The sequence below is a fragment of the Modestobacter italicus genome (genome assembly GCF_000306785.1).
GTDB lineage: Bacteria > Actinomycetota > Actinomycetes > Mycobacteriales > Geodermatophilaceae > Modestobacter > Modestobacter italicus.
In genome coordinates this window covers 3,578,808-3,605,106 of sequence record NC_017955.1, presented here as the reverse complement: position 1 = coordinate 3,605,106, position 26,299 = coordinate 3,578,808, and the positions used below count along the sequence as shown (strand labels likewise).

General features: G+C 74.5%; 25 protein-coding genes. 19 read left to right on the top strand and 6 right to left on the bottom strand.

Translation table 11 applies throughout. The annotated features are described in order from the left end of the window. Positions 1-51: 51 nt before the first annotated feature. From MODMU_RS17250 to MODMU_RS17210, 9 genes are all read left to right on the top strand, one after another. A complete protein-coding gene (locus tag MODMU_RS17250) occupies positions 52-864 on the top strand; it encodes a helix-turn-helix transcriptional regulator (RefSeq protein ID WP_197537342.1) in 813 nt (270 codons plus the stop codon). After that, entirely contained in the window at positions 861-2,300 is a 1,440-nt protein-coding gene (sufB, locus tag MODMU_RS17245) for a Fe-S cluster assembly protein SufB (protein WP_014741606.1), read from the top strand. Before MODMU_RS17250 ends, sufB begins: the two co-directional genes overlap by 4 nt. Further along, the gene (gene sufD / locus MODMU_RS17240) at positions 2,300-3,619 is read left to right on the top strand and encodes a Fe-S cluster assembly protein SufD (RefSeq protein ID WP_014741605.1); all 1,320 of its coding nucleotides are present in this window, start codon (positions 2,300-2,302) and stop codon (positions 3,617-3,619) included. Before sufB ends, sufD begins: the two co-directional genes overlap by 1 nt. 3 nt (positions 3,620-3,622) lie before the next feature. Next, entirely contained in the window at positions 3,623-3,979 is a 357-nt protein-coding gene (locus MODMU_RS17235; protein ID WP_014741604.1) for a non-heme iron oxygenase ferredoxin subunit, read from the top strand. Between the two features lie 14 nt (positions 3,980-3,993). Further along, positions 3,994-4,827: a Fe-S cluster assembly ATPase SufC gene (gene sufC / locus MODMU_RS17230; protein WP_014741603.1), complete on the top strand. Its 834-nt coding sequence runs from the start codon at positions 3,994-3,996 to the stop codon at positions 4,825-4,827. Next, a complete protein-coding gene (locus MODMU_RS17225; RefSeq protein WP_014741602.1) occupies positions 4,824-6,161 on the top strand; it encodes a cysteine desulfurase in 1,338 nt (445 codons plus the stop codon). Before sufC ends, MODMU_RS17225 begins: the two co-directional genes overlap by 4 nt. Continuing rightward, on the top strand, positions 6,161-6,622 hold the full coding sequence (gene sufU / locus MODMU_RS17220) for a Fe-S cluster assembly sulfur transfer protein SufU (protein ID WP_014741601.1): 462 nt from the start codon (positions 6,161-6,163) through the stop codon (positions 6,620-6,622). The genes MODMU_RS17225 and sufU overlap by 1 nt, the downstream gene beginning before the upstream one ends. A gap of 1 nt (position 6,623) precedes the next feature. Further along, positions 6,624-6,995 (top strand): metal-sulfur cluster assembly factor, encoded by a 372-nt coding sequence (locus MODMU_RS17215; RefSeq protein WP_014741600.1) that lies wholly within the window; start codon positions 6,624-6,626, stop codon positions 6,993-6,995. A 131-nt stretch (positions 6,996-7,126) separates the two neighbouring features. Further along, complete coding sequence (locus tag MODMU_RS17210; RefSeq protein ID WP_197537341.1) at positions 7,127-7,699, top strand: hypothetical protein; 573 nt, start codon at positions 7,127-7,129, stop codon at positions 7,697-7,699. 40 nt (positions 7,700-7,739) lie between these two features. Here the strand turns inward: MODMU_RS17210 and MODMU_RS28915 are convergent, their stop codons facing one another. Beyond that, positions 7,740-9,557 (bottom strand): SCO7613 C-terminal domain-containing membrane protein, encoded by a 1,818-nt coding sequence (locus tag MODMU_RS28915; RefSeq protein WP_014741598.1) that lies wholly within the window; start codon positions 9,555-9,557, stop codon positions 7,740-7,742. Between the two features lie 59 nt (positions 9,558-9,616). Next, complete coding sequence (locus tag MODMU_RS17200; protein WP_231851659.1) at positions 9,617-11,695, bottom strand: SCO7613 C-terminal domain-containing membrane protein; 2,079 nt, start codon at positions 11,693-11,695, stop codon at positions 9,617-9,619. A 187-nt stretch (positions 11,696-11,882) separates the two neighbouring features. Between MODMU_RS17200 and MODMU_RS17195 the strand changes: the two genes are divergently transcribed. The 8 genes from MODMU_RS17195 (at position 11,883) to MODMU_RS17160 (ending at position 19,122) form a co-directional block, all read left to right on the top strand. Next, on the top strand, positions 11,883-13,484 hold the full coding sequence (locus tag MODMU_RS17195; protein WP_014741596.1) for an ABC-F family ATP-binding cassette domain-containing protein: 1,602 nt from the start codon (positions 11,883-11,885) through the stop codon (positions 13,482-13,484). 208 nt (positions 13,485-13,692) lie between these two features. Next, a complete protein-coding gene (locus tag MODMU_RS17190) occupies positions 13,693-13,923 on the top strand; it encodes a helix-turn-helix domain-containing protein (RefSeq protein ID WP_014741595.1) in 231 nt (76 codons plus the stop codon). Next, complete coding sequence (locus tag MODMU_RS17185) at positions 13,920-14,696, top strand: enoyl-CoA hydratase/isomerase family protein (RefSeq protein ID WP_014741594.1); 777 nt, start codon at positions 13,920-13,922, stop codon at positions 14,694-14,696. Before MODMU_RS17190 ends, MODMU_RS17185 begins: the two co-directional genes overlap by 4 nt. 75 nt (positions 14,697-14,771) lie before the next feature. Next, positions 14,772-16,670, top strand: a complete 1,899-nt coding sequence (locus MODMU_RS17180; protein ID WP_014741593.1) for an ABC transporter ATP-binding protein — start codon at positions 14,772-14,774, stop codon at positions 16,668-16,670. A 145-nt stretch (positions 16,671-16,815) separates the two neighbouring features. Beyond that, complete coding sequence (locus MODMU_RS17175; protein ID WP_014741592.1) at positions 16,816-17,094, top strand: hypothetical protein; 279 nt, start codon at positions 16,816-16,818, stop codon at positions 17,092-17,094. Between the two features lie 279 nt (positions 17,095-17,373). Then, a complete protein-coding gene (locus MODMU_RS17170; protein WP_014741591.1) occupies positions 17,374-17,826 on the top strand; it encodes an SgcJ/EcaC family oxidoreductase in 453 nt (150 codons plus the stop codon). Further along, positions 17,823-18,647 (top strand): sulfurtransferase, encoded by an 825-nt coding sequence (locus tag MODMU_RS17165; protein ID WP_014741590.1) that lies wholly within the window; start codon positions 17,823-17,825, stop codon positions 18,645-18,647. The genes MODMU_RS17170 and MODMU_RS17165 overlap by 4 nt, the downstream gene beginning before the upstream one ends. An 85-nt stretch (positions 18,648-18,732) precedes the next feature. Beyond that, a complete protein-coding gene (locus MODMU_RS17160) occupies positions 18,733-19,122 on the top strand; it encodes a DUF2255 family protein (protein WP_041795377.1) in 390 nt (129 codons plus the stop codon). A gap of 46 nt (positions 19,123-19,168) precedes the next feature. Here MODMU_RS17160 and MODMU_RS17155 read toward each other — a convergent pair whose 3' ends face one another. The 4 genes from MODMU_RS17155 to MODMU_RS17140 form a co-directional block, all read right to left on the bottom strand. Beyond that, entirely contained in the window at positions 19,169-19,675 is a 507-nt protein-coding gene (locus MODMU_RS17155; protein WP_014741588.1) for an FBP domain-containing protein, read from the bottom strand. A 281-nt stretch (positions 19,676-19,956) separates the two neighbouring features. After that, positions 19,957-20,658 carry a sirohydrochlorin chelatase gene (locus MODMU_RS17150; RefSeq protein ID WP_014741587.1) on the bottom strand — a complete coding sequence of 234 codons (702 nt, stop codon included), beginning with the start codon at positions 20,656-20,658 and terminating at the stop codon, positions 19,957-19,959. 62 nt (positions 20,659-20,720) lie between these two features. Further along, positions 20,721-21,482, bottom strand: coding sequence for an SDR family oxidoreductase (locus MODMU_RS17145; RefSeq protein ID WP_014741586.1), 762 nt, complete (start codon positions 21,480-21,482; stop codon positions 20,721-20,723). A gap of 25 nt (positions 21,483-21,507) precedes the next feature. Next, on the bottom strand, positions 21,508-24,345 hold the full coding sequence (locus tag MODMU_RS17140) for an aconitate hydratase (protein ID WP_041795374.1): 2,838 nt from the start codon (positions 24,343-24,345) through the stop codon (positions 21,508-21,510). 256 nt (positions 24,346-24,601) lie between these two features. Here MODMU_RS17140 and MODMU_RS17135 point away from each other — a divergent pair, with 256 nt between their 5' ends. Together MODMU_RS17135 and MODMU_RS17130 are read left to right on the top strand one after the other, a co-directional pair. After that, positions 24,602-25,555 (top strand): phosphatase PAP2 family protein, encoded by a 954-nt coding sequence (locus MODMU_RS17135; protein ID WP_014741584.1) that lies wholly within the window; start codon positions 24,602-24,604, stop codon positions 25,553-25,555. Between the two features lie 9 nt (positions 25,556-25,564). Further along, entirely contained in the window at positions 25,565-26,299 is a 735-nt protein-coding gene (locus MODMU_RS17130; RefSeq protein WP_014741583.1) for an SIR2 family NAD-dependent protein deacylase, read from the top strand.

The window sequence follows — 26,299 nt, the reverse complement described above, 5'->3', positions numbered from 1 at the left end:
GGTAAGGCACGCCTTGCTTGCGGGCTCCCCGATTAAGCACACAATCGTGTTGTGGAAACCGCTGCGGTGCGCGCCGCCGTCCCCTCGCCGGCCGTGCCGGCCGAGGACGGGCGCACCCGTGACCGGGTGAGCGGGCTGCTGCTCGAGCACGGTCCGCAGAGCGCCGCCGAGCTGGCCGCCCGGCTCGGCATCTCCCCGGCCGCCGTCCGCCGGCACCTCGACGGCCTGCTCGCCGCCGGCCGGGTGGACGAGCGGGTGGCCCCCGGCGGTCAGCGGGGCCGGGGCCGGCCGGCCCGCCGGTTCGCCCTCACCGACGCCGGCCGCTCCTCCTTCCCGCACGCCTACGACGACCTCGCGCTCACCGCGTTGCGCTTCGTGGCCGAGCACGGCGGCCCCGACGCCGTCCGGGCGGTCGCGGAGAAGCAGCTCGCCGGGCTGGCCGAGCGCTGCTCCACGGCGGTCGCGTCCGCCGAGGAGGCCGCCGGGGTCACCGTCGACCGGGCGCAGGTGCTCGCGGCCGCGCTGACCACGGAGGGCTACGCGGCGACCGCCTCGGCGATCTCCAGCGGTGGCCAGCTGTGCCAGCACCACTGCCCGGTGGCCCACGTCGCGGCCGAGTTCCCGCAGCTGTGCGAGGCTGAGACGGCGGTGATCAGCAAGCTCGTCGGCACCCACGTGCAGCGGCTGGCCACGATCGCCCACGGCGACGGGATCTGCACCACCCACATCCCGGCCCAGATCACCCCGACGGCTCGGAACAAAGCAGCTCCTGCACGCCCTGTACCTGCTGGTAGCGCCGCGGCGCACGACGCCGGCGCCAGCACGAAGACCCCCTCGATCGACCGGGAGAGGACCCCCGCATGACCAGCACCCAGCAGCCGGTGAGCACCCCGCTCACGCAGGACGAGGCGATCGACTCCCTCGGCCGCTACAAGTACGGCTGGGCGGACGCCGACGTCGCCGGTGCCTCGGCGACCCGCGGCATCAACGAGGACGTCGTCCGCGACATCTCCCGGCGCAAGAACGAGCCCGAGTGGATGCTCGAGCGGCGCCTCAAGGCGCTCAAGATCTTCGGCAAGAAGCCGATGCCCGACTGGGGCTCGGACCTGTCCGGGATCGACTTCCAGAACATCAAGTACTTCGTGCGGTCGACCGAGGCGCAGGCCGCCTCGTGGGACGACCTGCCCGACGACATCAAGAACACCTACGACAAGCTGGGCATCCCGGAGGCCGAGAAGCAGCGGCTGGTCTCCGGCGTCGCGGCCCAGTACGAGTCCGAGGTCGTCTACCACAAGATCCGCGAGGACCTCGAGGAGCAGGGCGTCCTGTTCCTGGACACCGACACGGCCCTGCGCGAGCAGCCGGAGCTCTTCCGGGAGTACTTCGGCTCGGTCATCCCGGCCGGGGACAACAAGTTCGCCGCGCTGAACACCGCGGTGTGGTCCGGCGGCTCGTTCATCTACGTGCCCAAGGGCGTCCACGTCGAGATCCCGCTGCAGGCCTACTTCCGGATCAACACCGAGAACATGGGCCAGTTCGAGCGGACCCTCATGATCATCGACGAGGGTGCCTACGTGCACTACGTCGAGGGCTGCACCGCGCCGATCTACAAGACCGACTCGCTGCACTCCGCGGTCGTGGAGATCATCGTCAAGAAGAACGCGCGCTGCCGGTACACGACCATCCAGAACTGGTCGAACAACGTCTACAACCTGGTCACCAAGCGGGCCGTGGCCCACGAGGGCGCGACCATGGAGTGGGTCGACGGCAACATCGGCTCCAAGGTGACGATGAAGTACCCCGCCGTCTGGATGACCGGTGAGCACGCCAAGGGCGAGGTCATGTCCATCGCCTTCGCCGGCGAGGGCCAGCACCAGGACGCCGGCGCCAAGATGGTGCACGCCGCGCCGCACACCTCCTCGACGATCGTGTCGAAGTCGGTCGCCCGGGGCGGTGGCCGCACCTCCTACCGCGGCCTGGTGCAGATCGACGAGGGCGCCTACGGCTCCCGGTCGACGGTGAAGTGCGACGCGCTGCTGGTCGACACGATCAGCCGCTCGGACACCTACCCCTACGTCGACGTCCGTGAGGACGACGTGTCCATGGGCCACGAGGCGACCGTCTCCCGGGTCAGCGACGACCAGCTCTTCTACCTGATGAGCCGCGGGCTGTCCGAGGACGAGGCGATGGCGATGGTCGTGCGCGGCTTCGTCGAGCCGATCGCCCGGGAGCTCCCGATGGAGTACGCCCTCGAGCTGAACCGCCTGATCGAACTGCAGATGGAAGGTGCCGTCGGCTGATGTCCGACCAGAACTCCCCGGCCACCGTCGCCGGCCCCGCCGAGTCGGCCGCCCTCGCCTCGGAGCTGTTCGCTCCGGGCGTGGGCGCGCAGGCCGGCCCCCCGACCACCCCCGCTCCGGGCACCGGGTCCGCCGGCGACACGCCCCCCGGGGCGCACTCGCACGGTGGTCCGGCGCCGACCGGCTCGCCGGCCGAGCGCTTCACGTCCAACGACCCGGACGCCTTCCCCCGGCCCACCGGCCGGGAGGAGGAGTGGCGGTTCACCCCGCTCCGCCGCGTCCGCGCGCTGCTGGACGGCGCGCCGTCCACGACTCGGCTGCAGTGGGAGACCGACCTGCCCGAGGGCGTCGAGCTGACCTCGGTGCCGGCCGGCGACCCGCTGCTGGACGGGCTGCCCGAGCCGGTCGACCGGCTGGCCGCCCTCACCCGGGTGAACAGCGACGGCGCCGACGTGCTGCGGATCGCCAAGGAGGCCGTCCTCGACCGCCCGGTCAGCCTGCGGCTGTCCGGCACCGGCAGCGAGGACGTCGTCTGGGGCCAGCTGGTCGTCGAGGTCGGCCAGTTCGCGCAGGCCACCGTCGTGCTCGACCACGCCGGCCTGGCCCGCTACTCCGGTGGCGTGGCCTTCCTGCTCGGCGACGGCGCGCAGCTCACCGTCGTCTCGGTGCAGGAGTGGGCCCCCGGCACCGTGCACGGCGGTCAGTACGACGCCGTCGTCGGCCGGGACGCCTCCCTCAAGCAGGTCGTGGTCACCCTCGGCGGCGACCTCGTCCGGCTGGTGAGCAACGTCCAGTACGCCGGCCCCGGCGGCTCGGTGGACCTCTTCGGGCTGTACTTCGCCGACGAGACCCAGCACCAGGAGCACCGGCTCTGGGTCGACCACGGCACGCCGAACTGCCGCAGCAACGTCGTCTACAAGGGTGCGCTGCAGGGCGAGAACGCGCGCACCGTCTGGATCGGCGACGTCCGGATCCGGCCCGCGGCCACCGGCACCGACACCTACGAGCTCAACCGCAACCTGGTGCTCACCGACGGCGCCCGCGCCGACTCGGTGCCCAACCTGGAGATCGAGACCGGCGAGATCGTCGGCGCCGGCCACGCCAGCGCCACCGGCCGGTTCGACGACGAGCAGCTGTTCTACCTCTGCTCCCGCGGCATCGACGCCGAGACCGCGCGTCGCCTGGTCGTGCGCGGCTTCTTCGCCGACGTCGTCCAGCACATCGGCATCCCCGCCCTCCAGGACCGGCTCATGACGACCATCGAGGCCCGCCTCGGTGCGCTGCCGGACCTCGAGGAGCAGCCGGTCGAGGTGGCCTGACCGATGGCCTTCGAGCGGGTGTGCGCCCGGTCCGACGTGCCCGAGGACGGGTCGCTGCGGATCGAGCTGCCGGACGTCGACGTCGCGGTCGTGGACTTCGACGGCGAGCTCTACGCCCTCGAGGACCGCTGCTCGCACGCCGACATCCCCCTGACCGACGGCGAGGTCGAGGAGTTCGACGGCGCGCCCACCATCGAGTGCGCGCTGCACGGCTCCTGCTTCGACCTGCGCACCGGTCAGCCCACCAACCTCCCGGCCACCGAGCCGGTCCCCGTCTACCCGGTCCGGGTGGAGGGCGACGACGTCTACATCGATCTGGATGCCGACGTCGACGCCCCCCTCGCCGCGGCCACCCACTGAGGAGCAAGGACCCCGTGACCAGCCCCACCACCGCACCGACCGCCGCCGCCACCGGCACCGGTTCCGTGCTCGAGATCCGCGACCTGCACGTCACCGTCGGCGAGGGTGACGACGTCAAGGAGATCCTCCGCGGCGTCGACCTGACCGTCCGCGGCGGCGAGACCCACGCGATCATGGGCCCCAACGGGTCGGGCAAGTCGACCCTGGCCTACTCGATCGCCGGGCACCCCAAGTACACGATCACCGGCGGCACCGTGACCCTCGACGGCGAGGACGTCCTCGCGATGACCGTCGACGAGCGCGCCCGGGCCGGCCTGTTCCTGGCCATGCAGTACCCGGTCGAGGTCCCCGGCGTCTCGGTGTCGAACTTCCTGCGCACCGCGGCCACCGCCGTCACCGGCGAGGCGCCGAAGCTGCGCACCTGGGTCAAGGACGTGCGCACCGAGATGGAGGCGCTGGAGATGGACTCCGCCTTCGCCGAGCGCAACGTCAACGAGGGCTTCTCCGGCGGTGAGAAGAAGCGGCACGAGATCCTGCAGATGCGGCTGCTCAAGCCCAAGGTCGCGATCCTCGACGAGACCGACTCCGGCCTGGACGTCGACGCGCTGCGGATCGTCTCCGAGGGCGTGAACCGGGCCAAGGCCGACAGCCCGGTCGGCGTCCTGCTGATCACGCACTACACGCGGATCCTGCGCTACATCAAGCCCGACTTCGTGCACGTCTTCGTGGCCGGCCGGGTCGTCGAGGAGGGTGGCCCCGAGCTCGCCGAGAAGCTGGAGAACGAGGGCTACGCGGCCTACGTCAAGGACTCGAACGAGCAGGCCAAGCTGGAGGCGTCGCAGGGATGACCCAGACCGTCTCGCGTCCCGCCGGGGCGCACCAGGTGCCGCTCCCGCTGGACGTCGAGGCGATCCGGGCGGACTTCCCGATCCTGACCCGCACCGTCCGCGACGGGAAGCGGCTGGTCTACCTCGACTCGGGGGCGACCTCGCAGAAGCCGCGCAGCGTGCTGGACGCCGAGCGGTGGTTCTACGAGAACATCAACGCCGCCCCGCACCGCGGCGCCCACCAGCTCGCCGAGGAGGCGACCGGCGCCTACGAGGCGGCCCGGGCCACCATCGCCGGGTTCATCGGTGGCGGGGTCGACGAGGTCGTCTTCACCCGGAACAGCACCGAGGCGATCAACCTGGTCGCCTACGCGCTGTCCAACGCCGCGACGGCCAAGGAGCCGGAGTTCCGCCGGTACGCCGTCGGCCAGGGCGACGAGATCGTGGTGACCGAGATGGAGCACCACGCCAACCTCATCCCGTGGCAGCAGCTGTGCGAGCGGACCGGGGCGACGCTGCGCTGGCTCGGGCTGACCGACGACGGCCGGCTGGACCTGTCCGACCTCGCCACGGTGGTCAACGAGCGCACCAAGCTCGTCGCGGTCACCCAGCAGTCGAACATCCTGGGCACGATCAACCCGCTGGGCGACATCGTCGCCCGCGCCCACGAGGTCGGCGCCCTGGTGCTGGTCGACGGCGCCCAGTCGGTGCCGCACCAGCCGGTCGACGTCGCGGCCCTGGGGGCGGACTTCCTGGTCTTCTCCGGGCACAAGATGCTCGGCCCCACCGGGGTCGGCGTGCTGTGGGGCCGGTACGAGGTCCTCGACGCGCTGCCGCCCTTCCTCACCGGCGGCTCGATGATCGAGGTCGTCCGGATGGAGGGCAGCACCTTCGCCGCACCGCCGCAGCGCTTCGAGGCCGGCGTCCCGATGACCGCCCAGGTGATCGGGCTCGGCGCCGCCGTGGAGTACCTGCAGGCGCTCGGCATGGACAAGGTGCTGGCGCACGAGGAGGCGCTGACCGGCTACGCGCTGGAGCAGCTCCAGGCCATCCCCGGCGTCACGGTCATCGGCCCGCCGGACACGGTGGCCCGCGGCGGGGCGATCAGCTTCACCGTCGAGGGCATCCACCCGCACGACGTCGGCCAGGTGCTGGACGACCTGGGCATCGCCGTCCGGGTCGGGCACCACTGCGCCTGGCCGGTCGTCCGCCGCTACGGCGTGCCGGCCACCACCCGCGCCACGTTCTACGTGCACACCGGCTACGACGACATCGACGCACTCGTCGACGGGGTCCGGGAAGCCCAGCGCTTCTTCGGCGTTGTACCTGCCGTGACCGAGGGCGGGGCGAGCTGATGCAGCTGCAGTCGATGTACCAGGACATCATCCTGGACCACTACCGGAACCCCCACGGGCGCGGACTCCGCGACCCGTACGAGGCCGAGGTGCACCACGTGAACCCGACGTGCGGTGACGAGGTGACCCTGCGGGTGCACCTGGAGGGCGACACGATCGCCGACGTCTCCTACGAGGGCATGGGCTGCTCGATCAGCCAGGCGTCGGTGTCGGCGATGTACGACCTGGTCATCGGCAAGGACGTGACCACGGCGCTCGGCACCGGCGAGCAGTTCATGCGGCTGATGCAGAGCAAGGGCGACACCGCGGTGGCCGAGGAGCTCGAGGACGACCTGGAGGACGCCGTCGCGTTCGCCGGCGTCTCGAAGTACCCGGCCCGGGTCAAGTGCGCCCTGATGAGCTGGATGGCGCTCAAGGACGCGAGCGCCCGTGCTCTGTCGACCTCGGAAGAAAAGAGCTGACATGACCGAGCCCACCACCCCGGACGCCGGCATCTACGGCGGCAAGTCCGCGCTGCTCGAGGACGTCGAGGAGGCCATGCGCGACGTCGTCGACCCCGAGCTCGGCGTCAACGTCGTCGACCTGGGCCTGGTCTACGGCCTGGACATCGACACCGAGGCCAACGTCGCGATCATCGACATGACGCTGACCTCGGCCGCCTGCCCGCTGACCGACGTCATCGAGGACCAGGCCCGCCAGGCGCTCACCGGCGGCCCCGGCCCCGGCCTCGTCGACGACATCCGGATCAACTGGGTCTGGATGCCGCCGTGGGGCCCCGACAAGATCACCGACGACGGCCGCGAGCAGCTGCGCGCCCTCGGGTTCCGGGTCTGACGAAGGACCCCTCCGCCCCCCACCCCTCGCAGGCTCGGGGCGGGCCCCTGCGGAGGGGCCACCAACTGCTCGACGTGCTCGAGCGGCTGGCCGCGGGGGAGACCCCTCCGGCCGATGCGACCGTCACGACCGTGCCGGCGCCCTCGCTCCTCGACGGGCGGCGGGCGCCGGCTCTCGTCGTCGGTGGCAGCGCCTGGCACGTGGTCGCGGCCGACGTCGACCCGGCGTGGGTGGCCGCGCAGGTCGCGCACGACCCGGTCGCCGCGCCGCTGGGCGCCCGGTTCCTGGCGGCGCTCGCCGACCGGGTCGGCGCGGAGCCCGGGGTCCTCGACGCCGTCCTGGTCGCGCCGACCGCCCCGGTCGAGCGCGGCCTGGAGCTGGTCGAGGCCGACGTCCGGCAGCACCCCCGGGTGCAGCGGGCCCTCCGGCACCGCACCGACGTCCGGGTCTGGAGGACGCCGGACGGCGTCGCGCTGGTCACCCTCGGCCGGGGCGTGTGCGGCCGCTGGGAGGTCAGCCTGGAGGTCGACCCGGCCGCCCAGGGCCGCGGCCTGGGGACGGCGCTCGCCCTCGCCGCGCCCGCGCTGGTGCCCGGCGGAGCCCCGCTGTGGGCGCAGGTCGCACCCGCCAACGTGGCCTCGCTGCGCTCCTTCCTGGCCGCCGGCTACCGCCCGGTCGGCGCCGAGGTCCTCTTCGACTCCTGACCCGCAGGACCACCAAGAACGCGCTCTCGGTGGTCCTGCGTCAGCGCATGTCGGCGAGGGAGGCGACCGCCTCGCGGGCCTGGCGGCGCCGGCTCTCGTAGCCCGCCCCGACGCCGAGCAGCAGCACGCCGGCGACGGCCACCGCGACCGACCCGGCCGCCGGCAGCACCGCGGCCAGCCGTCCGAGGGCGACGACGACGAGGCTGGCCGCGCCGACCAGGAACGGTGCCCGGACCCCACCGCGGGTGGCCGCGAGCGTGGTGAGCGTGGCGGCGACGACGACGAGCAGCACCCGCAGCAGGTGCGGCTGCACCAGGCTCAGCACCACCGAGGGGCCGAACGCCGCGGCGAGCGCCGGACCCCACGCCGACCAGGAGTCGCCGGTCCTCAGCCGGCGGCCGGCGAACAGCAGCAGCACCGCCGCCAGGGGCAGCGTGTAGGCCTCCGGGACGCGCACCCCGGCGTCCCCGACGGTGAGCCAGGCCGCGACGACGAGCGCCGCGCAGCCGCCGGCCCGGGCCGGGACCCGTCCGGTGCGGTCGGCGTAGCCGACCAGCGCGGCACCCAGCACGGCCAGCGCGACCGAGGCGGCCGTCGCGTCGCCGGTGCGCGCGACGTGGACCGCGGCGACCACGCCCACCACCACGGCGGAGGCCGCCAGCGGCACCTCCGCCCGCTGGTGGCGCTCCAGGGTGGCCGCGGCCAGCGCGACCACCGCCAGCGCCATCAGCAGCGGTCCGGTCCAGCCGGGCGCCAGCGACCCGTCGGCCTCGGCCAGCAGCGCGGACCCGGCCAGGCAGCCGACCGAGACCGGCAGCGCCCCGGGCCGGTCGACGGGCTGCCGGGCGGCGACCAGCACCGCCGGTGCCGCCGCGGTGAGCAGCAGCAGCGCCAGCGCCGTCAGATGGCCGTCGACCAGCAGCCGGACGACGGAGGCCCCGGTGACCGTGCCGGCGAGAGCGAGACCGGCCGGGCGCACCAGCGAGTGCGGGCGCGGTGAGGCGAACTGCCCGACCAGCGCTGCGGTGGCCAACCCGACGTACCCCGCCGCGGGCACACCCGCCGGGCCGACCGCCTGCAGCACCCCGGCGACCGCGGCGCCGGTGACCATCCCCGCGAGCACAGGCACCGCCGGGCGCGGGCCGAGCAGCGGCCGGAGTGACGGCCGCCGGCGCAGCGCGAGCAGGGCGCCGGCTGCGGCGACGAGCAGCAGCCCGGCGACGAGGGCGGACCCGGCGGTCGTCGTCCACACCAGGTGGGCACCGGTGACGATCCCGGTGACCCACCACGGTGCCGCGGTGACCAGCGCGATCTCCGAGACCGGCCGCCGGGCGCGCAGCGCGACCAGCAGGCCGGCGACCGCCGTGCCGAGCACCGCGGCGACCTCGGTCAGCGCCGCCGGCTCCCCGCCGGTGAGCGCGGTCAGCACCGCGAACTGGGCGGCGAGCCACGCCGCGACCGGCCAGGTGACGGTGCTCCGCGCGACCCGGCCCAGCAGGCAGTAGAGCCCGGCGAGCAGGCCGAGCACCAGCACGCCCCGGCCCGTCGAGGTGGCCCGGTCGCCGAGCACCGACAACGCCACCGCCGCGATCGCCAGCGTCTCCTCCGAGGCGCGCAGACCGCGCCGGGCACCGCGCACCGACGCCGCGGCGGCGGCCAGCGCGAGCACGGTGGACACCAGCCGGCCGGCCAGGCTCAGCGACGCCGCACCCGCGACCACGACGGCGACCGCGCCGGCGGCCAGCAGCACCTGCTGGGGCGTCACCCGGCGGAGCCCCTCGTCCGCCGGCGGCGCGGACGGTGGGGGCACGGGGCGGCCGAGCGGGGGCGGGTAGAGCACCTCGGGCTCCTGCGGCACCCCGATCACCTCCCCAGCGACGTCGCCGTCCCACGCTACGGGCGACCGGTCCGGCCCGCTCAGCTCATCTGCGCCACCCAGGCCACCGCCTCCCGGGCCTGGGCCAACCGGCGCTCGTACGTCGCGCCGAGCACCAGCAGCACCAGCCCGGCGGCGGCCAGGGTCACCCACGGCGGCAGCAGCGGCGCGTAGGCCCCCAACCGGGTGGCGGCCACGAACGCCAGCGCGCACGCGCCCAGCACGAACGGCGCCTGCCGGTGCGCCAGGGTGCCGAGCGCCACCATCGCGACCGCGCCGGCCACCACCAGCACCAGCCGCAGCGCGCTGGGGTCGGCGGCGACCGCCAGCGTCGAGGGCACCAGCGCCACACCGACCGCGGCCCCCTCGGCCGCCCAGGACGGGCCCCCGGTCCGCAGCCGGGGGAGGACGCCCACCAGCAGCGCGACCGCCGCCGGCAGGGTGTAGGCCTCCGGGGTCTCGACCCCTGCGCCACCCACGGCGATCCAGGAGGCCAGCACCAGGTCGGCGAGGGCGAGCGCGGCGACCGGGGGCCGTCGGGCGACCAGGGCGTAGCAGCCGGCGGCGACGCCGACCACGGCCAGCTGCACGGCCACCTGCCCCCACGCCGCGACCGAGGCGGTGGTCACGCCGGCGGTCACGCCGGCCAGCGTCCCGGCCGCGGCGGCGACCCGCTCCTCCGGCGCACCGGCCCGCCAGGTAGCCACCGCGAAGGCCCCGGCACCGACCAGCGCCACCAGCAGCCCGCTCGCCGGGCTGGTCAGCGCCCCGCCCTCCCGGGCCAGCAGCGCCGCGGCCGCGGGGGCCGCCAGCGCGGCGAAGGTGCCGGCGTCGCGCACGGCCGGCACCCGGACGGCGGCCAGGGTCGCCGGCACCGCGGCCGTGAGGACGAGCAGCGCCAGCGCGGTGAACCGCTCGGCGTCGACCAGCTGCTCGCCCCCGACGACGGCGAGCGCGGCCGCGGCGGCCAGCAGCGCGGTGCGGACCTCGGGCAGCGCCGCCCGGGGGAGGGGGCCGGACAGCGGCCGACGCCCGGCCAGCAGCGCGGCCGCGGTGGCCAGCAGCAGCGCCAGCCCGACGGCCAGCACTGGCCCCGCCGGGCCGCTCAGCCCCAGGGACAGGCCGAGCGAGACCCCGACCACGCCGCCGGCCGCGGCCGCCACGGGCCCGGCGGGCAGTGCGCGGCCGGCCACCCGGGGCACCCGCAGCACCAGCACCGCGGCGACCGCGGCGGCCGCGAGCAGCGCGGTCGCCGTCCAGGCGTCCCGAGCGTCGCGGGCGTCGCCGGCCGCGCCGATCAGCAGGCCGCCCGCCACCCCGAGGCCCCCGCACAGGACGGCGAGCAGCCGGGCGACCGGCACGAGGGCCGGCCGCAGGGCGAGCACCAGGGCGAGGTCCGCGGCGGCGAGGGCCAGGGCGGCGGCCACCCCGGCGGGCCCGGCCAGCGCGTCGGGCCCGAGCAGCAGCGCGGGCACCGGCTGGACCGCCAGCAGGGCGGCCAGCGGCCAGGTGACGGTGCTGCGGGTCAGCCGGCCCAGGGCCAGGGCGACGACGGCCACCACCAGGCAGGACACCGCCGTCCAGGGCCGCAGGGCGACCTGGTCCAGCCCGAGCAGCCCCCGGGCGTGCGCGGCACCCAGGTCGACGGCGAGCAGGGCGGTGCCCGCGGCCGCCAGCGCCTCCTCGGTCGCGCGCAGCCCGCGGCGGGCGGCCCAGCCCGACACCGCGCAGGCCGCCGCCGTCCCGGTGAGCATCACGGTCGCCTGGAAGACGAGCCCGAACCGGGTCCAGCCCAGCGCGACGAAGGCCAGCGCCCCGGCGACCAGCAGCACGGCGCCCAGGCCGAGCAGCACCTGCTGCGGGCTCAGCCGCCGCCGCGGGCGCGGCGGCTCGGCCGAGACCGGAGGGCGGAGCGGTGGGGGAGGAGCGGGCGCCGGGGACGGTGCGGCCCACGGCTCGGGCGGCCGGACGGCGGCGGGGGACGGCGCCGGCCGCGCCCCGGGCGCGGCGGCGCGCAGCGTGGTCAGCAGCTCGTCGCGCTCGCGGGTGAGCTGGTCGAGCGTCGCGCCGATCCGGCCGAGCACCCAGCCGGCCTGCCCCGCGGCGGGCAGACCGCACACCGCGCAGGGGGCAGCGGGCGGGCCGGTGACCTCGGCCCCACAGACAGGACACGCAGGTCCGCGCGGGTACATGAGCGCATCCTGGCCTGTCGCGGGCCGAACCAGGCCGTGTTCCACAGGCGGGTGACGTGCACGTCACCCGGTAAAGGGGTCGGACGGAGGCATCCGAGGGCCTACCCTGGGATCAGTGATAACGACGACCGGTCTGGAGCTGCGCGCCGGCGCCCGCATCCTCATCAGCGACGCCGACCTACGCGTGCAACCCGGGGACCGGATCGGCCTGGTCGGGCGCAACGGCGCCGGCAAGACCACCACCCTCACCACGCTGGCCGGTGAGCGCGTGCCGCACGCCGGCAAGGTCGACGTCACCGGCGAGATCGGCTACCTGCCGCAGGACCCGCGCAGCGGCGACCTGGACATCACCGCCAGCGACCGGGTGCTCTCCGGCCGCGGGCTCGACGTGCTCCGGGCGAGGCTGACCAAGGCGCAGATCGCGATGGCCGAGCCCGCCGACGACGCGGAGATGGAGCGCGCCGTCCGGCTGTACGGGCGGCTCGAGGACCAGTTCGCCGCGCTCGGGGGCTACGCCGCGGAGAGCGATGCCGCCCGCATCTGCACGAACCTGGGGCTGCCCGACCGGGTGCTCGGCCAGCCGCTGCGCACCCTCTCCGGTGGCCAGCGCCGCCGGGTCGAGCTCGCGCGGATCCTGTTCTCCGACGCCGACACGCTGCTGCTCGACGAGCCGACCAACCACCTCGACGCCGACTCCATCGTCTGGCTCAAGGGGTTCCTGGCCAGCCACCGCGCCGGCCTCATCGTGATCAGCCACGACGTCGACCTGCTCGCCGCCGTGGTCAACAAGGTCTGGCACCTGGACGCCAACCGGGCCACCGTCGACGTCTACAACCTCGGCTGGAAGCGCTACCTGGACGCCCGGGAGACCGACGAGCGCCGCCGCCGGGCGGAGCGGGCCAACGCCGAGAAGAAGATCGACGCGCTGTCGGCCCAGGCGGACAAGATGCGGGCCAAGGCCACCAAGGCCAAGGCCGCGCAGAGCATGGACAAGCGCGCCCAGCGGCTGGCTGCGGGCCTCGAGCAGGTGCGGGTCCAGGACAAGGTCGCCAAGCTGCGCTTCCCGACGCCGGCCCCGTGCGGGCGGACGCCGCTCACCGCCGAGCACCTGAGCAAGAGCTACGGCTCGCTGGAGATCTTCACCGGCGTCGACCTGGCCATCGACAAGGGCACCCGGGTCGTCGTCCTCGGGTTCAACGGCGCGGGCAAGACCACCCTGCTGCGCATGCTCGCCGGCACCGAGACCCCGGACACCGGCGAGGTGAAGCCCGGGCACGGCCTGCGGATCGGGTACTACGCGCAGGAGCACGAGACGATCGACATGGACCGGTCGCTGCTGGAGAACATGCGCTCCGCGGCCCCGGACAGCACCGACACCGAGCTTCGGAAGATCCTCGGCGCGTTCCTCTTCTCCGGCGACGCGGTCGACCAGCGCACCGGCACCCTCTCCGGTGGTGAGCGCACCCGGCTGGCGATGGCCACGCTGGTGGTCTCCGGCGCGAACGTGCTGCTGCTCGACGAGCCGACCAACAACCTGGACCCGGCCAGCCGCGAGCAGGTGCTCGAGGCGCTGCGCACCTACCAGGGCGCGATCGTGCTGGTCACCCACGACGAGGGCGCGGTCCACGCGCTGAACCCGGACAAGGTGATCATCCTGCCCGACGGCACGGAGGACACCTGGAGCGCCGACTTCGCCGACCTGGTCTCGCTGGCCTGACGAGGGACCCGCTGCAGCGGGGCCCGGCAGGCGGGGCGGTCGGCCATCCCGTGTTCGGTAGTGCACTTCCCATCTCCGGTGGCCGTGATCGGGCAAGCGGGTGATCATGGCTCGTGGGACGCCGATGTCACCGGGACAGCGGCGCCGGGGGATCAGCGGGCAAGCGCCGGCGGACGTCGGTGCGACCCCTGACACACGGAGGGGAGTCATGGCCGACTCGAGCACTGCAGACCTGAGCAAGGGCAAGCGGATCACCGGGGACGACCGAACCTCGCTCGCGGACGAACTGCGCGAGCGGTACGACGGCGGGGAGAGCATCCGCTCCCTGGCCACCTCGACCAACCGCTCCTACGGCTTCGTCCACCGGCTGCTCTCGGAGTCGGGCGCGAGCCTGCGGGGCCGGGGTGGGGCGAACCGGAACGCCAAGAAGAGTGCGTGACCTCGGCTGAGGCGAACGGGTGGGTGAGGACGGCGCGCGAGGGCGCCGTCCTCACCGTCACCCTCGACCGCGCCGACCAGCTCAACGCGCAGACGCCGGACACCTGGGCGGCGCTGCGCGCGGTCGGTGAGGGTCTGGACGACGACGTCCGGGTGGTCGTCGTCCGCGGCGCCGGCCGGTCGTTCTCCGCCGGGCTGGACCGCACGCTGTTCAGCGCCGAGCCCGGGGTCGCCGGCGGGCTCGGTGAGCTCGGTGCGCTGCCCGCGGAGCTGACCCAGGAGCGCATCCGCGGGTACCAGGCCGGGTTCCGCTGGCTGCGATCGCCGGGCGTGGTGTCGATCGCAGCGGTGCAGGGGCACGCCATCGGCGCCGGGGCCCAGCTCGCGCTCGCCTGCGACCTGCGGGTCCTCGCCGAGGACGCCCAGCTGCGGCTGCCCGAGGCCTCGCTCGGGCTGGTGCCCGACCTGACCGGCACCAGCACCCTGGTCGAGCTGGTCGGCTACAGCCGGGCGGTGGAGATCTGCCTGACCGGCCGGCCCGTCGGCGCGACCGAGGCGCTGGCGATGGGCCTGGCCAACGCCGTCGTCCCGGCGGACCAGCTGGAGTCCGCCGTGGCCGGGCTGACCACCGCCCTGCTGCGACCCGACACCGGCGCCAGCCGGGAGACCCTGGCCCTCGTCCGGTCCGCGGTGCGCAACGACCCGGCGCAGCAGGACGCCGCCGAGCGGGCGGCGCAGGCCCGGCGGCTGGCCGTGCTCGCCGGGGGAGACTGAGGGTCGCGGAACAGGGCGGCCCCGGCTGCTGTTCCGGTGACTGATTACCCGGTTACAGCAGCAAGAGGACGTGCCATGAGCTCACCGATGACCTCGATGGCCGCGATGCGGTCGTTCAGCCGCGACTCGTCGGTGACCTCCCGGCAGATCCCCAAGGGCACGGTCCGCCGCATCCTCGGCATCGCGCAGCCCTACCGCCGTGAGCTGATCGGCTTCCTGTCGCTGGTGGTGTTCTCCTCGCTGATCGGGGTGATCACCCCGCTGCTGGCCGGTGACATCGTCAACCGGATCGCCCGGCTCTCCGGGACGGCGGGGGACGTCGTGAAGATCGCGCTGGTCATCGCCGGCCTGGCGGTGCTGGACGCCGCCAGCTCGCTGGTGCAGCGCTGGTACTCCGCGCGGATCGGCGAGGGCGTCATCTTCGACCTGCGCACCCGGGTGTTCGAGCACGTGCAGCGGATGCCGGTCGCCTTCTTCACCCGCACGCAGACAGGTGCGCTGGTGAGCCGGCTCAACAACGACGTCGTCGGGGCGCAGCGGGCGTTCACCTCGACGCTGTCCGGCGTGGTGTCCAACGTGATCGCCCTGGTGCTGACCGCCGGCGTCATGTTCAGCCTGTCCTGGCAGATCACCCTGCTGTCGATCGTGATGGTGCCGCTGTTCGTCCTCCCGGCGCAGCGGATCGGCAAGCGGCTGCAGGAGATCACCCGGGAGTCCTACGGGCTCAACGCGTCGATGAACGCCACGATGACCGAGCGGTTCAACGTGGCCGGGGCGCTGCTGGTCAAGCTCTTCGGCCGGCCTGAGGCGGAGGCCGACTCCTTCCGCGGCCGCGCCGCCCGGGTCCGCGACATCGGCGTGCTGTCGGCGATGTACGGCCGGGTCTTCTTCACCTCGCTGACGCTGGTCGCCGCGCTCGCCACCGCGCTGGTCTACGGCCTGGGCGGCTGGCTGTCGTTCACCGGCTCGCTGTCGGCCGGGGACGTCGTCGCGCTGGCGCTGCTGCTGTCCCGGCTCTACGGCCCGCTGACCGCGCTGGCCAACGTGCGGGTCGACGTGATGAGCGCGCTGGTCAGCTTCGACCGGGTGTTCGAGGTGCTGGACCTGACGCCGATGATCGCCGAGGCCCCTGACGCCGTCCCGGTGCCGGCCGACGACCGGTCGATCGAGTTCGACGCGGTCTCCTTCCGCTACCCCTCGCCGGCCGAGGTGTCGCTCGCGTCCCTGGAGGACGTCGCCGTCCCGGAGCAGCACGCGGGCACCGACGTGCTGCACGAGGTGTCCTTCCGCGCCGAACCCGGCCAGCTGGTCGCCCTCGTCGGCACCTCGGGCGCCGGCAAGTCCACGATCGCGGCCCTGGTCTCCCGGCTGTACGACGTCACCGGTGGCGCCGTCCGGGTCGGCGGCGTCGACGTCCGGCAGGCCACCACCGCGTCGCTGCGGGACGCGATCGGCGTGGTGAGCCAGGACTCGCACCTGTTCCACGACACGATCGGCGCCAACCTGCGGTACGCCCGGCCCGAGGCGACCGAGGAGGAGCTGTGGGCCGCGCTGACCGGCGCGCGGATCGCCGCCCTGGTCCACTCGCTGCCCGACGGGCTGGACACCGTGGTCGGCGACCGCGGGTACCGGATGTCGGGTGGGGAGAAGCAGCGGCTGGCGATCGCCCGGGTGCTGCTCAAGGCACCGGGCGTGGTGATCCTGGACGAGGCCACCGCCCACCTGGACAGCGAGTCCGAGGTCGCGGTGCAGCACGCGCTGGACACCGCGCTGGCCGGCCGGACGTCGCTGGTGATCGCGCACCGGCTGTCCACCATCCGCAACGCCGACCAGATCCTGGTGGTGGACGCCGGCCGGATCGTCGAGCGCGGCACCCACGAGCAGCTGCTCGCCCTCGGCGGCCACTACGCCGAGCTCTACCGCACCCAGTTCGCCCCCACCGACGCCGCGGCCGCCTCGATCGCCGGGGTGTGAGCTCCCGCCGTCCGGGTGCTGCCGCGCGAACAATCTGTTACGACTGGCCCGTACCGGCGCGCGGGACAGCGGACGCCCAGGCAGGCATGGCACCTTGAGGACCGGCGACCCGATGGCGCCGATCTTCCCGAGGACAGGGGCACACATGACCACCCAGCACAGGAACTCCATCGCCTCCGGCAAGCCCTACCTCGTCACGGCTCCCGCGGCCGGCGAGGACGCGTCGCTGGACGCGTTCCTCGGCGACGCCGAGTTCACGATCGACATCGGCGGGGAGCCGCTGGTGATCAGCGGCCACGGGGTGACCCACGGCGACCTGGTCCGGTTCCACGAGAAGACCACCGTCGGCGGCAAGGACGTCCGGGTCTGGCACATCACCCAGCGCTCCGGGGGTTACGTCGCCGAGAGCCAGGCGGCCTTCTGACCAGCACGGGCTGACGGCGGGGCGGACCGGGCGCACCACGGTCGTCCGGCGCCCGCCCTCTCGCATGAACGCCGCACCACCGGAGGCGCGCCTTCGGTGTGGTCGGGGCCGTGCTCTGGTGACCGCGGGGTCAGTCGTCGTCACGCTCCGCTGCCGCCGACGTCGATGAACGGACCAGTCCGCCCGGCTACGGCGCGGGGGCGGCCGTCGTCCGGGCCCGCGCACTAGCGTTGCCCCCAGACCCAGCCGTCCCACCCGCACCACCCGCAGGAGCAGTCGTTGAGCGCAGGCCATCCGCAGGACACCCAGATCAGGGCGCTGTACGCGCGCTACCTCGCCGGCTGGAACCAGCGCAGCGGGGTCTCCGTGTCCTCCGTCTTCGCCGACGACGGCGAGATGATCGACCTCGACGGCACGCTGCGCAGCGGCCGGCTGACCATCGCCGCCGACATGCGCCGGATCTTCGCGGAGCGGTCGATCCCCACCTTCGTCGGGGTCGTGCGATCGGTGCGCCGGCTCACCGAGAACGTGGCCGTGCTGCACGCGGTCGCCGGCATGGTCCCGCCCGGTGCCGACGCCCTGGACCCGTCGTTGCACACCGTGCACGCGATCACCGCGGTCGAGGACGGCGGGCGCTGGCGGATCGCCGTCCTGCAGAGCACTCCGGCCCGCTACGGCGGCCGCGCCGACGCCCTCGCGGCGCTGACCGCGGAGCTCGAGGCCGCCCGTTGAGGGTCCTGACGACCGCCGAGGAGCTGCTGGCCGACTCCGAGGGCGTCGTCCTGCTCGACGTCCGGTGGCAGCTGGGCCGCACCGACGGGCGCGAACAGCACCTGGCCGGGCACCTGCCCGGGGCGGTCTTCGTCGACCTGGAGACCGAGCTGGCCGGCCCGCCGTCGGCCGCCGAGGGGCGCCACCCGCTGCCGTCGTTACCGGCACTGCAGTCAGCGGCGCGGCGCTGGGGCGTGCGGAACGGCTCCCGGGTCGTGGTGCACGACGCGACCGGCGGGCTCGCCGCCGCCCGGGGCTGGTGGCTGCTCCGATGGGGCGGCCTCGCCGACGTCACCATCCTGGACGGCGGGCTGGCCGCGTGGACCGCTGCGGGTGGGCGGCTGGACACCGGTGAGGTCGTGCCCGAGCCGGGGGACGTCACGCTCCCCGGCGGGGGCATGCCGGTGCTGACCGCCGACGAGGCCGCCGCCCTGCCGGCGGGCGGCGGCGTGCTGCTCGACGCCCGGGCGGCAGAGCGGTACCGCGGCGAGGTCGAGCCGGTGGACCCGCGGGCGGGGCACGTGCCCGGTGCGGTGAGCGCCCCGACCACGGGCAACCTCGACGAGAGCGGCCACTTCCGTACAGCGGCTGTACTGACCGAGCGCTTCACCGCGCTGGGGGTGCAGCCCGGGACGACGGTCGGGGTCTACTGCGGCTCCGGCGTCACCGCCGCGCACGAGGTGGCCGCGCTGGCCGAGGCCGGCGTCGAGGCGGCGCTGTGGCCGGGCTCCTGGTCGCAGTGGTCGAACGACCCGACGCGCCCGGTCGCGACGGGCCCCTAGGCCCCGGCGATCGGTACCGCCGGGGTATCGGTCCGGTGCCGCATCGGTCTTGGTCGCCCGCCGGCCGGGGACCACGATCGCTCCCATGAGCGGATGGGCTCCCGAGGAGCTGGCAGTGGTCGACGCCGCCGGCGAGCTGTCGATCGCCGTCCGGCGCCCCGACACGAGCCTGCGCCGTGAGACGCCGATCTGGGTGGTCCGGCTCAACGACCAGGTCTTCGTGCGCACGTGGTACCGGCGGGAGTCCGGGTGGTTCGGCGCGGCACTCGTCTCGGGTCGCGCACGGGTCCGCGTGCCCGGGCTGACCGCTGACGTCACGGTGGAGGACGTGGGGTCGGCCGCTGCGGACCTGCGCGCGGGCCTGGACGACGCCTACCGCCGCAAGTACGGCTCCCGGGGCGCGGGGTCGATGGTCACGGACGAGGCCGCAGCCACCACCCTGCGGCTCGCCCCGGAGCGCCCGCCCGGCCTCTGAGTCTCCCGTGGGGGGCCGTGTCGGCCGACACGGCCCCCGTGGGGCGTCAGGAGGTGGCCAGCACGTCGCGGACGAACTGGGTGGACCGCTCGCGCAGCCCGGCGATCCGCTCGGCGACGACCTGGTCGGCGATGGCCTCGATGCCGGTGCCCGACTCCGCGCTCGTCGGTGGCCGCCGGGTGTTCCGCGAGCAGGAGAAGTCCTCGCAGACGAGGGTGCCGATCGTGTTGCCCGCCCGGCCGGACGCGCCCCCGCGCCGGGCCACGTAGAGCATGGCGCCGACGGAGGCGAGGTCGCGGCACCAGGCGCACAGGGCCTTGCGCCGCCTCCCGCTGGCGGGGGCCGCGCTGGCCCGCAGCAGGACGCCGGTCGGGGCGCCGTCGAGCTCGAGGACGACGTAGGCCGACAACGGGGCCCTGCGGTCCTGCCAGCCCAGGTAGTCCAGCCGGTCCCAGGCCGGCTCGGCCAGGTCGGGCAGGGTCGCCTGGGTGGCCTCGCGGCGGGTGGCGTTCACGAAGGACGCGCGGATCTGCTTCTCGGTCAGGGGGTTCATCAGGGGTCCAGCTCTCAGGTCAGCGGGGACCGCCAGCCGGGCGCGCGAGGGCGCCGCCGGAGCCGGCGGGAGGGACGGGCTGCAGCCGCGTCCGCCCACAACCCCGCTGCACGTCGCCGCCGGGGGCGGGACGTGGGACAGCTCGGGAGGTCAGGGGAGCCGGACGCGGGTCCGGCCCGCGGTGGAGCAGGCCGGGACGGCCACCTCGCGACCCGCGGCGCATGTGCGCACCTGCTGCTCCTCGCTCACCCGGAGTCGGCCCGCTGACCGACCCCGTCAGGTTACGACGTGGCGTCCACCGGTCTCCGGAGGGCCGCGTCGTAGCGGTCGAGCAGGACGGCGGCGATCCGCTCGTCCGGGAGCAGGGGGTCGGTCACCACGTCGGCGCCGGCGCCCTGCAGCTTGTCGTGGAAGTGCCCGGGCGCCAGCAGGTAGGCGGCGACCACGACCCGCCCGGCGCCTGCCCCGCGGGCGGCGGTGACCGCATCGGGGACCGTCGGCCGGGCGGCCGAGCCGTAGCCGGTGGTCACCGGACCCGCCCAGTCGCGCTGCAGCAGGGCCGCGGTGCCCTCGACGTCGGCCACCGCGCGCGGGTCGCTGGACCCCGCGGCGGCGAGGACGACCGCCGTGCCCGGGTCGGAGCGGTCGGCCCCGGCGGTCACCAGCCGGTCGGTGAGGACGGCGGCCAGCCGCGCGTCCGGCCCCAGCGGGCGGGCGGCGACCGCGGTGGGGTGGTCGGCGACCGCCCCGGCGATGTCGACGTGCACGTGGTACCCGCCGGACAGCAGCAGCGGGACGACGACGGCGGGCGTGCCGTCCGCGGCCAGGCCGGCCACGACGTCGACGACGGTGGGTGGCTGCACGTCGACGAACGCGGCGGTGGTCCGCAGCCCGGGCCGCAGCGCCCGGGCGGCCAGCGCGAGCTCGCCGATCAGCCGCCGGCCGGTGGGGTTGCGGGTGCCGTGCGCGCAGGCGACGAGCACGTGGCCCCCTCGCAGGGGCCCGCCGCGAGCTTGCGAGTGGTGGGGGGCGAGGGGGTCCTTCATCACAGCGCTCGGGTCATGCCGCCGTCGACGGTGAGCATCGTGCCGGTCAGGTAGGAGGCGGCAGGGGAGAGCGCGAACGCCGCCACCCGGCCGAACTCCTCCGGCCGGCCGACCCGGCGCAGCGGGATGCCCGCCTCGGTACGGGCGCGCATCGCCGCCGGGTCGCCGGAGGCCGCCTCGACCTCGGTCACCCGGTCGGTGGCGATGGTGCCGGGCAGCAGCCCGAACACCCGGATACCGCGGGGGCCCAGCTCGTCGGCGAGCGCCTTGGCGGTCATCGCCAGCCCCGGCCGCAGCCCGTTGGAGATGGCCAGCGACCCGATCGGCTGGCGCACCGAGGTGGACAGGACCAGGCCGATCGCCGCCCCGTCGGACAGGTGCGGGACCAGCGCCCTGAGCACCCGCAGCGGGCCGAGCAGCACGCTGTCCACCCCGGCCCGCCAGGCCTCCTCGGGGACGTCCAGGACACCGCCCGGGGTCGGGCCGCCCACCGACAGCAGCGCGCCGTCGACCCGGCCGAGCCGGTCGACGGCGGCCCCGACCAGCTCCTCGGCCGCCCGGGCGTCGGAGAGGTCCGCGGCGAGCCCGGTCGCCGCCGGCGCGCCGCCCAGCGAGGCGGCGGCCGCGTCGACGGCGTCGGCGGACCGGGCGCTGAGCAGCACCCGGGCCCCGTCGTCGACGAGGGCCCGGGCGGTCGCGAACCCCAGCCCCCGGCTCGCGCCGGTGAGCAGGAATCCGCGGCCACCCAGGCCCAGGTCCATCAGCTGTTCAGTTCTCGGGTGGTGCTCAGGCCGAGACGGTGCCGCGGAGGGAGCGCAGCACGTACTGCATGATCCCGCCGTTGCGGTAGTAGTTCGCCTCACCGGGGGTGTCGATCCGGACGCGGGCGTCGAACTCGACGTCCCCGGCCTTCACGTGCACCGTGCGCGGGATCGTGCCGTCGTTCAGCGCGGTCACCCCGGTGATCTCGAACTCCTCGTCACCGGTCAGGCCGAGCGACTCCCGGTCCTGGCCCTCGGGGTACTGCAGCGGCAGCACGCCCATGCCGATCAGGTTCGACCGGTGGATGCGCTCGTAGCTCTCGGCGATGACCGCCTTGACCCCGAGCAGCGCCGTCCCCTTGGCCGCCCAGTCGCGGGAGGACCCGGAGCCGTACTCCTTGCCGGCGAGCACGACCAGCGGGATGCCGGCGTCGATGTAGGCGCGCGAGGCGTCGTAGATCGACGTCGTCTCACCGGTCAGGTGGTTCTTGGTGACGCCACCCTCGGTGCCGGGCACCAGCTGGTTGCGCAGCCGGATGTTGGCGAAGGTGCCGCGGATCATGACCTCGTGGTTCCCGCGGCGCGAGCCGTAGGAGTTGAAGTCGCGGCGCTCGATGCCGTGCTCCTGCAGGTACCGGCCGGCGGGGGAGTCGGCCTTGATCGAGCCGGCCGGGGAGATGTGGTCGGTGGTGACCGAGTCGCCCAGGACGGCGAGGGTGCGGGCCCCGGTGATGTCCTGCACCGGCGTCGGCTCGGCCGGCATGCCCTCGAAGTACGGGGGCTTGCGCACGTAGGTGCTCTGCGCGTCCCACTCGAAGGTGTCGCCGGTCGGGGTGGGCAGGTTCTGCCACTGCTCGGTGCCGGCGAAGACGTCCTCGTAGCTGCGGCCGAACTGCTCGGCCGAGACCGCCTGGTCGATGGTCCGCTGGACCTCCTGCGGGGAGGGCCAGATGTCGCGCAGGAAGACGTCGTTGCCGTCGGTGTCCTGACCCAGCGGGTCGTTGTTCAGGTCGACGTCCATCGACCCGGCCAGCGCGTAGGCGATGACCAGCGGCGGCGAGGCCAGGTAGTTCATCTTGACGTCGGGGTTGATCCGGCCCTCGAAGTTCCGGTTGCCCGAGAGCACCGAGACGACGGCGAGGTCGGCCTCGTTGACCGCCTTGCTGACCGGCTCGGGCAGCGGCCCGGAGTTGCCGATGCAGGTGGTGCAGCCGTAGCCGACCAGGTAGAAGCCGAGCTTCTCCAGGTACGGGGTGAGCTGGGCCTTCTCGTAGTAGTCCATGACGACCTTGGACCCGGGGGCCAGCGTCGTCTTCACCCACGGCTTGGTGGTCAGCCCGCGCTCGACGGCGTTCTTGGCCAGCAGCGCGGCACCGATCATCACCTGCGGGTTGGAGGTGTTGGTGCAGGAGGTGATCGCGGCGATCACGACGTGGCCGTGGTCGACGGAGGTCTCGGTGCCGTCCTCCATCACCACGCGGGTGGGCTTGGAGGCGCGGCCGGAGTCCGAGCCGTTCACCGCGGTGTGCGGCTTGCCGGCGTCACCGTTGCCGTGCGCGAAGGGGCTGGCCGGGTCGGAGGCCGGGAAGGTCTCCTCGACCGACTCGTCGACGCTCGAGCCGGCGTCGCGCGGTGCGTCGTCGTCGTCCTTCTGCATCTCGTCGATCGGGGCGTAGGTCGGCAGTGCCTCGCGGAAGGCCTCCTTGGCCTCGGTGATGGCGACCCGGTCCTGCGGGCGCTTCGGGCCGGCGATCGACGGGACGACGGTGCCGAGGTCGAGCTCGAGGTACTCGGAGAACGCCGGCTCGCGGGAGGCGTCGTGCCAGAGGCCCTGCTCCTTGGCGTAGGTCTCGACCAGGGCGACCTGCTCCGCGCTGCGGCCGGTGAGCTGCAGGTAGGTGATGGTCTCCTCGTCGATGGGGAACATCGCCGCGGTGGAGCCGAACTCCGGGCTCATGTTGCCGATCGTGGCCCGGTTGGCCAGCGGGACGGCGGAGACGCCGGCGCCGTAGAACTCGACGAACTTCCCGACCACGCCGTGCTGGCGCAGCATCTCGGTGATGGTGAGCACCAGGTCGGTGGCGGTGGCGCCGTCGGGCAGCTGGCCGGTGAGCTTGAAGCCGACGACCCGGGGGATGAGCATCGACACCGGCTGGCCGAGCATGGCGGCCTCGGCCTCGATGCCGCCGACGCCCCAGCCCAGCACGCCCAGGCCGTTGACCATGGTGGTGTGGCTGTCGGTGCCCACGCAGGTGTCGGGGTAGGCCAGCGTGCGGTCACCCTCGGCGCGCGGGAACACCACGCGGGCCAGGTGCTCGATGTTGACCTGGTGGACGATGCCGGTGCCCGGGGGGACGACCTTGAAGTCGTCGAAGGCGCCCTGGCCCCAGCGGAGGAACTGGTAGCGCTCGCCGTTGCGCTCGTACTCGATCTCGACGTTGCGCTCGAAGGACTCCGGGGTGCCGAAGACGTCGGCGATGACGGAGTGGTCGATGACCAGCTCGGCCGGGGCGAGCGGGTTGATCTTCTGCGGGTCGCCGCCGAGGTCGGCCATCGCCTCGCGCATGGTGGCGAGGTCGACGATGCACGGGACGCCGGTGAAGTCCTGCATCACCACGCGGGCCGGGGTGAACTGGATCTCCTGGTCCGGCTCCGCGGACGGGTCCCAGTTCGCCAGCGCGCGGATGTGGTCCGCGGTGATGTTGGCGCCGTCCTCGGTGCGGAGGAGGTTCTCCAGCAGGACCTTCAGGCTGAAGGGCAGCTTCTCGCTGCCCTCCACCGCGTCGAGCCGGAAGATGTCGTACTCGGTCCCGTCGACGTCGAGCGTCGTGCGGGCTCCGAAGCTGTCCTTGCTGGCTGCCACTGCTTGCGCCTCACCCTCGCTGGTCCTGCGCGCGTCCTGCGCCTCGATGTGCACCCCCGATCATCCCAGCCCCGCGCCCGGTCTGCGGACCAAGGCTGCCCTTCCCTCCCTCCCGGGTGACCGAGGTCACCGGTGGCAGGGGGTCGGAGCGGGTGCCGGGCACCACCCGTCACCGCAGCCCCGGACGCCGCGAGGAGGCGGCGTGCCGTGCGGGGACGGTCCCCATCCGGCAGCGCGGTCGCCTAGCGTCCGGCCCATGACGACCGCGGCCGGCCCGGCGACGCCCCCGGTCGTGGCCGCGCCCGCCCGCGCGGCCGACCGGCACCGCGGGGTGCGCCGGCTGCTCACCGCGGGGCTGGTCGTGGCGTTCGTCGTCACCTGCCTCTCCTCCGGGCTGCCCACCGACCGGGTGGTGCTGCTGAGCTGGGTGCTCGCCGTGCTGGCGGTGCAGTCCGTCGGCCGCGGCTGGGCGGCGCTCGTGCGGCTGCTGGTCGACTGGGTGCCGCTGATGGCGCTGCTGCTGCTCTACGACCTCAGCCGCGGCCTGGCCGACGGCCTCGGGATGCCGGTGCACGTCACCGAGCCGGCCGCCGCCGACCGCTGGCTGGGCGACGGCGTGCTGCCCACCCTGTGGCTGCAGCAGCACTGGGGCGCCGCGTGGTGGGCGGCCCTGGCCTCGCTGGTCTACGCCAGCCACTTCGTGGTGACCCCGGTCGTGCTGGCGGTGCTGTGGCTGCGCGACCGGGCCCGCTGGACCGGCTACGTCCGGCTGGTGCTGGCGCTGTCGGCGGCCGGGCTGGTCACCTACGTCCTCTACCCGGCCGCACCGCCGTGGCTCGCGGCGAAGGACGGCGTCATCGAGCACGTCGACCGGATCAGCGGGTCGGGCTGGGCGGTGCTCGGGCTGCCGAAGGCCGGGGCGGTGCTGCACTCCAGCCAGGCACAGGTGAACGCGGTGGCCGCGGTGCCCTCGCTGCACACCGCCTTCGCCGTCCTCACCTGCCTGGTGCTGCTGCCGCTGGCCCGGCACGTCTGGCAGCGGGTCGCGCTGGTGACCTACGCCGTGCTCATGCCGGTGGTGCTGGTCTGGTCCGGCGAGCACTACGTCGTCGACACGCTGCTCGGTGCCCTCTACGCCGGGGCGGTGTGGGCGCTGGTGCCCCGGTTGCGGCTGCCGCGCCGGTCGCGGGCAGCGGTCCCCGCCTCCTAGCCTGGGGCCGTGGAGCCCCCCGGCTGGCTGCATGACGCGCGGCGGATCTGCGTGCTCACCGGCGCCGGGTTTTCCACCGACAGCGGCATCCCGGACTACCGCGGGCCGCAGGGCGTGTGGACCCGGGACCCCGAGGCCGAGAAGCTGGTCACCCTGTCGTTCTACCTCCGCGACCCGGAGATCCGCCGTCGCTCCTGGCTGCTGCGCCGCGAGCTGGCCACCGCCGACGTGCGACCGAACGCCGGGCACGCGGCGCTGGTCGACCTGCAGCGCCAGGGTCGGGTGCGGGCGCTGCTCACCCAGAACATCGACGGGCTGCACCAGGCGGCCGGCTCGACCGGGGTGCTGGAGCTGCACGGCACCGTCCACCAGGTGGTGTGCACCCGGTGCGGGCACCGGCTGCCGATCGGGGACGTGCTGGCCCGGGTGGACGCCGGCGAGCCGGATCCTGACTGCCCGGTGTGCGGCGGCGTGCTGAAGACGGCGACCGTCTACTTCGGCGAGGCGCTGGACGCCGAGGTGATCGACGCCGCCGCGGACGCAGCCGCCGACTGCGACGTGTTCCTGGCCGTGGGCACCTCGCTGGGCGTCCACCCCGCCGCCGGCCTGGTCGACGTCGCGGCCGCCGCCGGTGCCCGGGTGGTGGTCGTCAACGCCGAGCCGACCCCCTACGACGGGCTCGCCGACCTCGTCGTCCGCGAGCCGATCGGGGAGGCCCTCCCGGTGCTGCTGGCAGGCGGATAA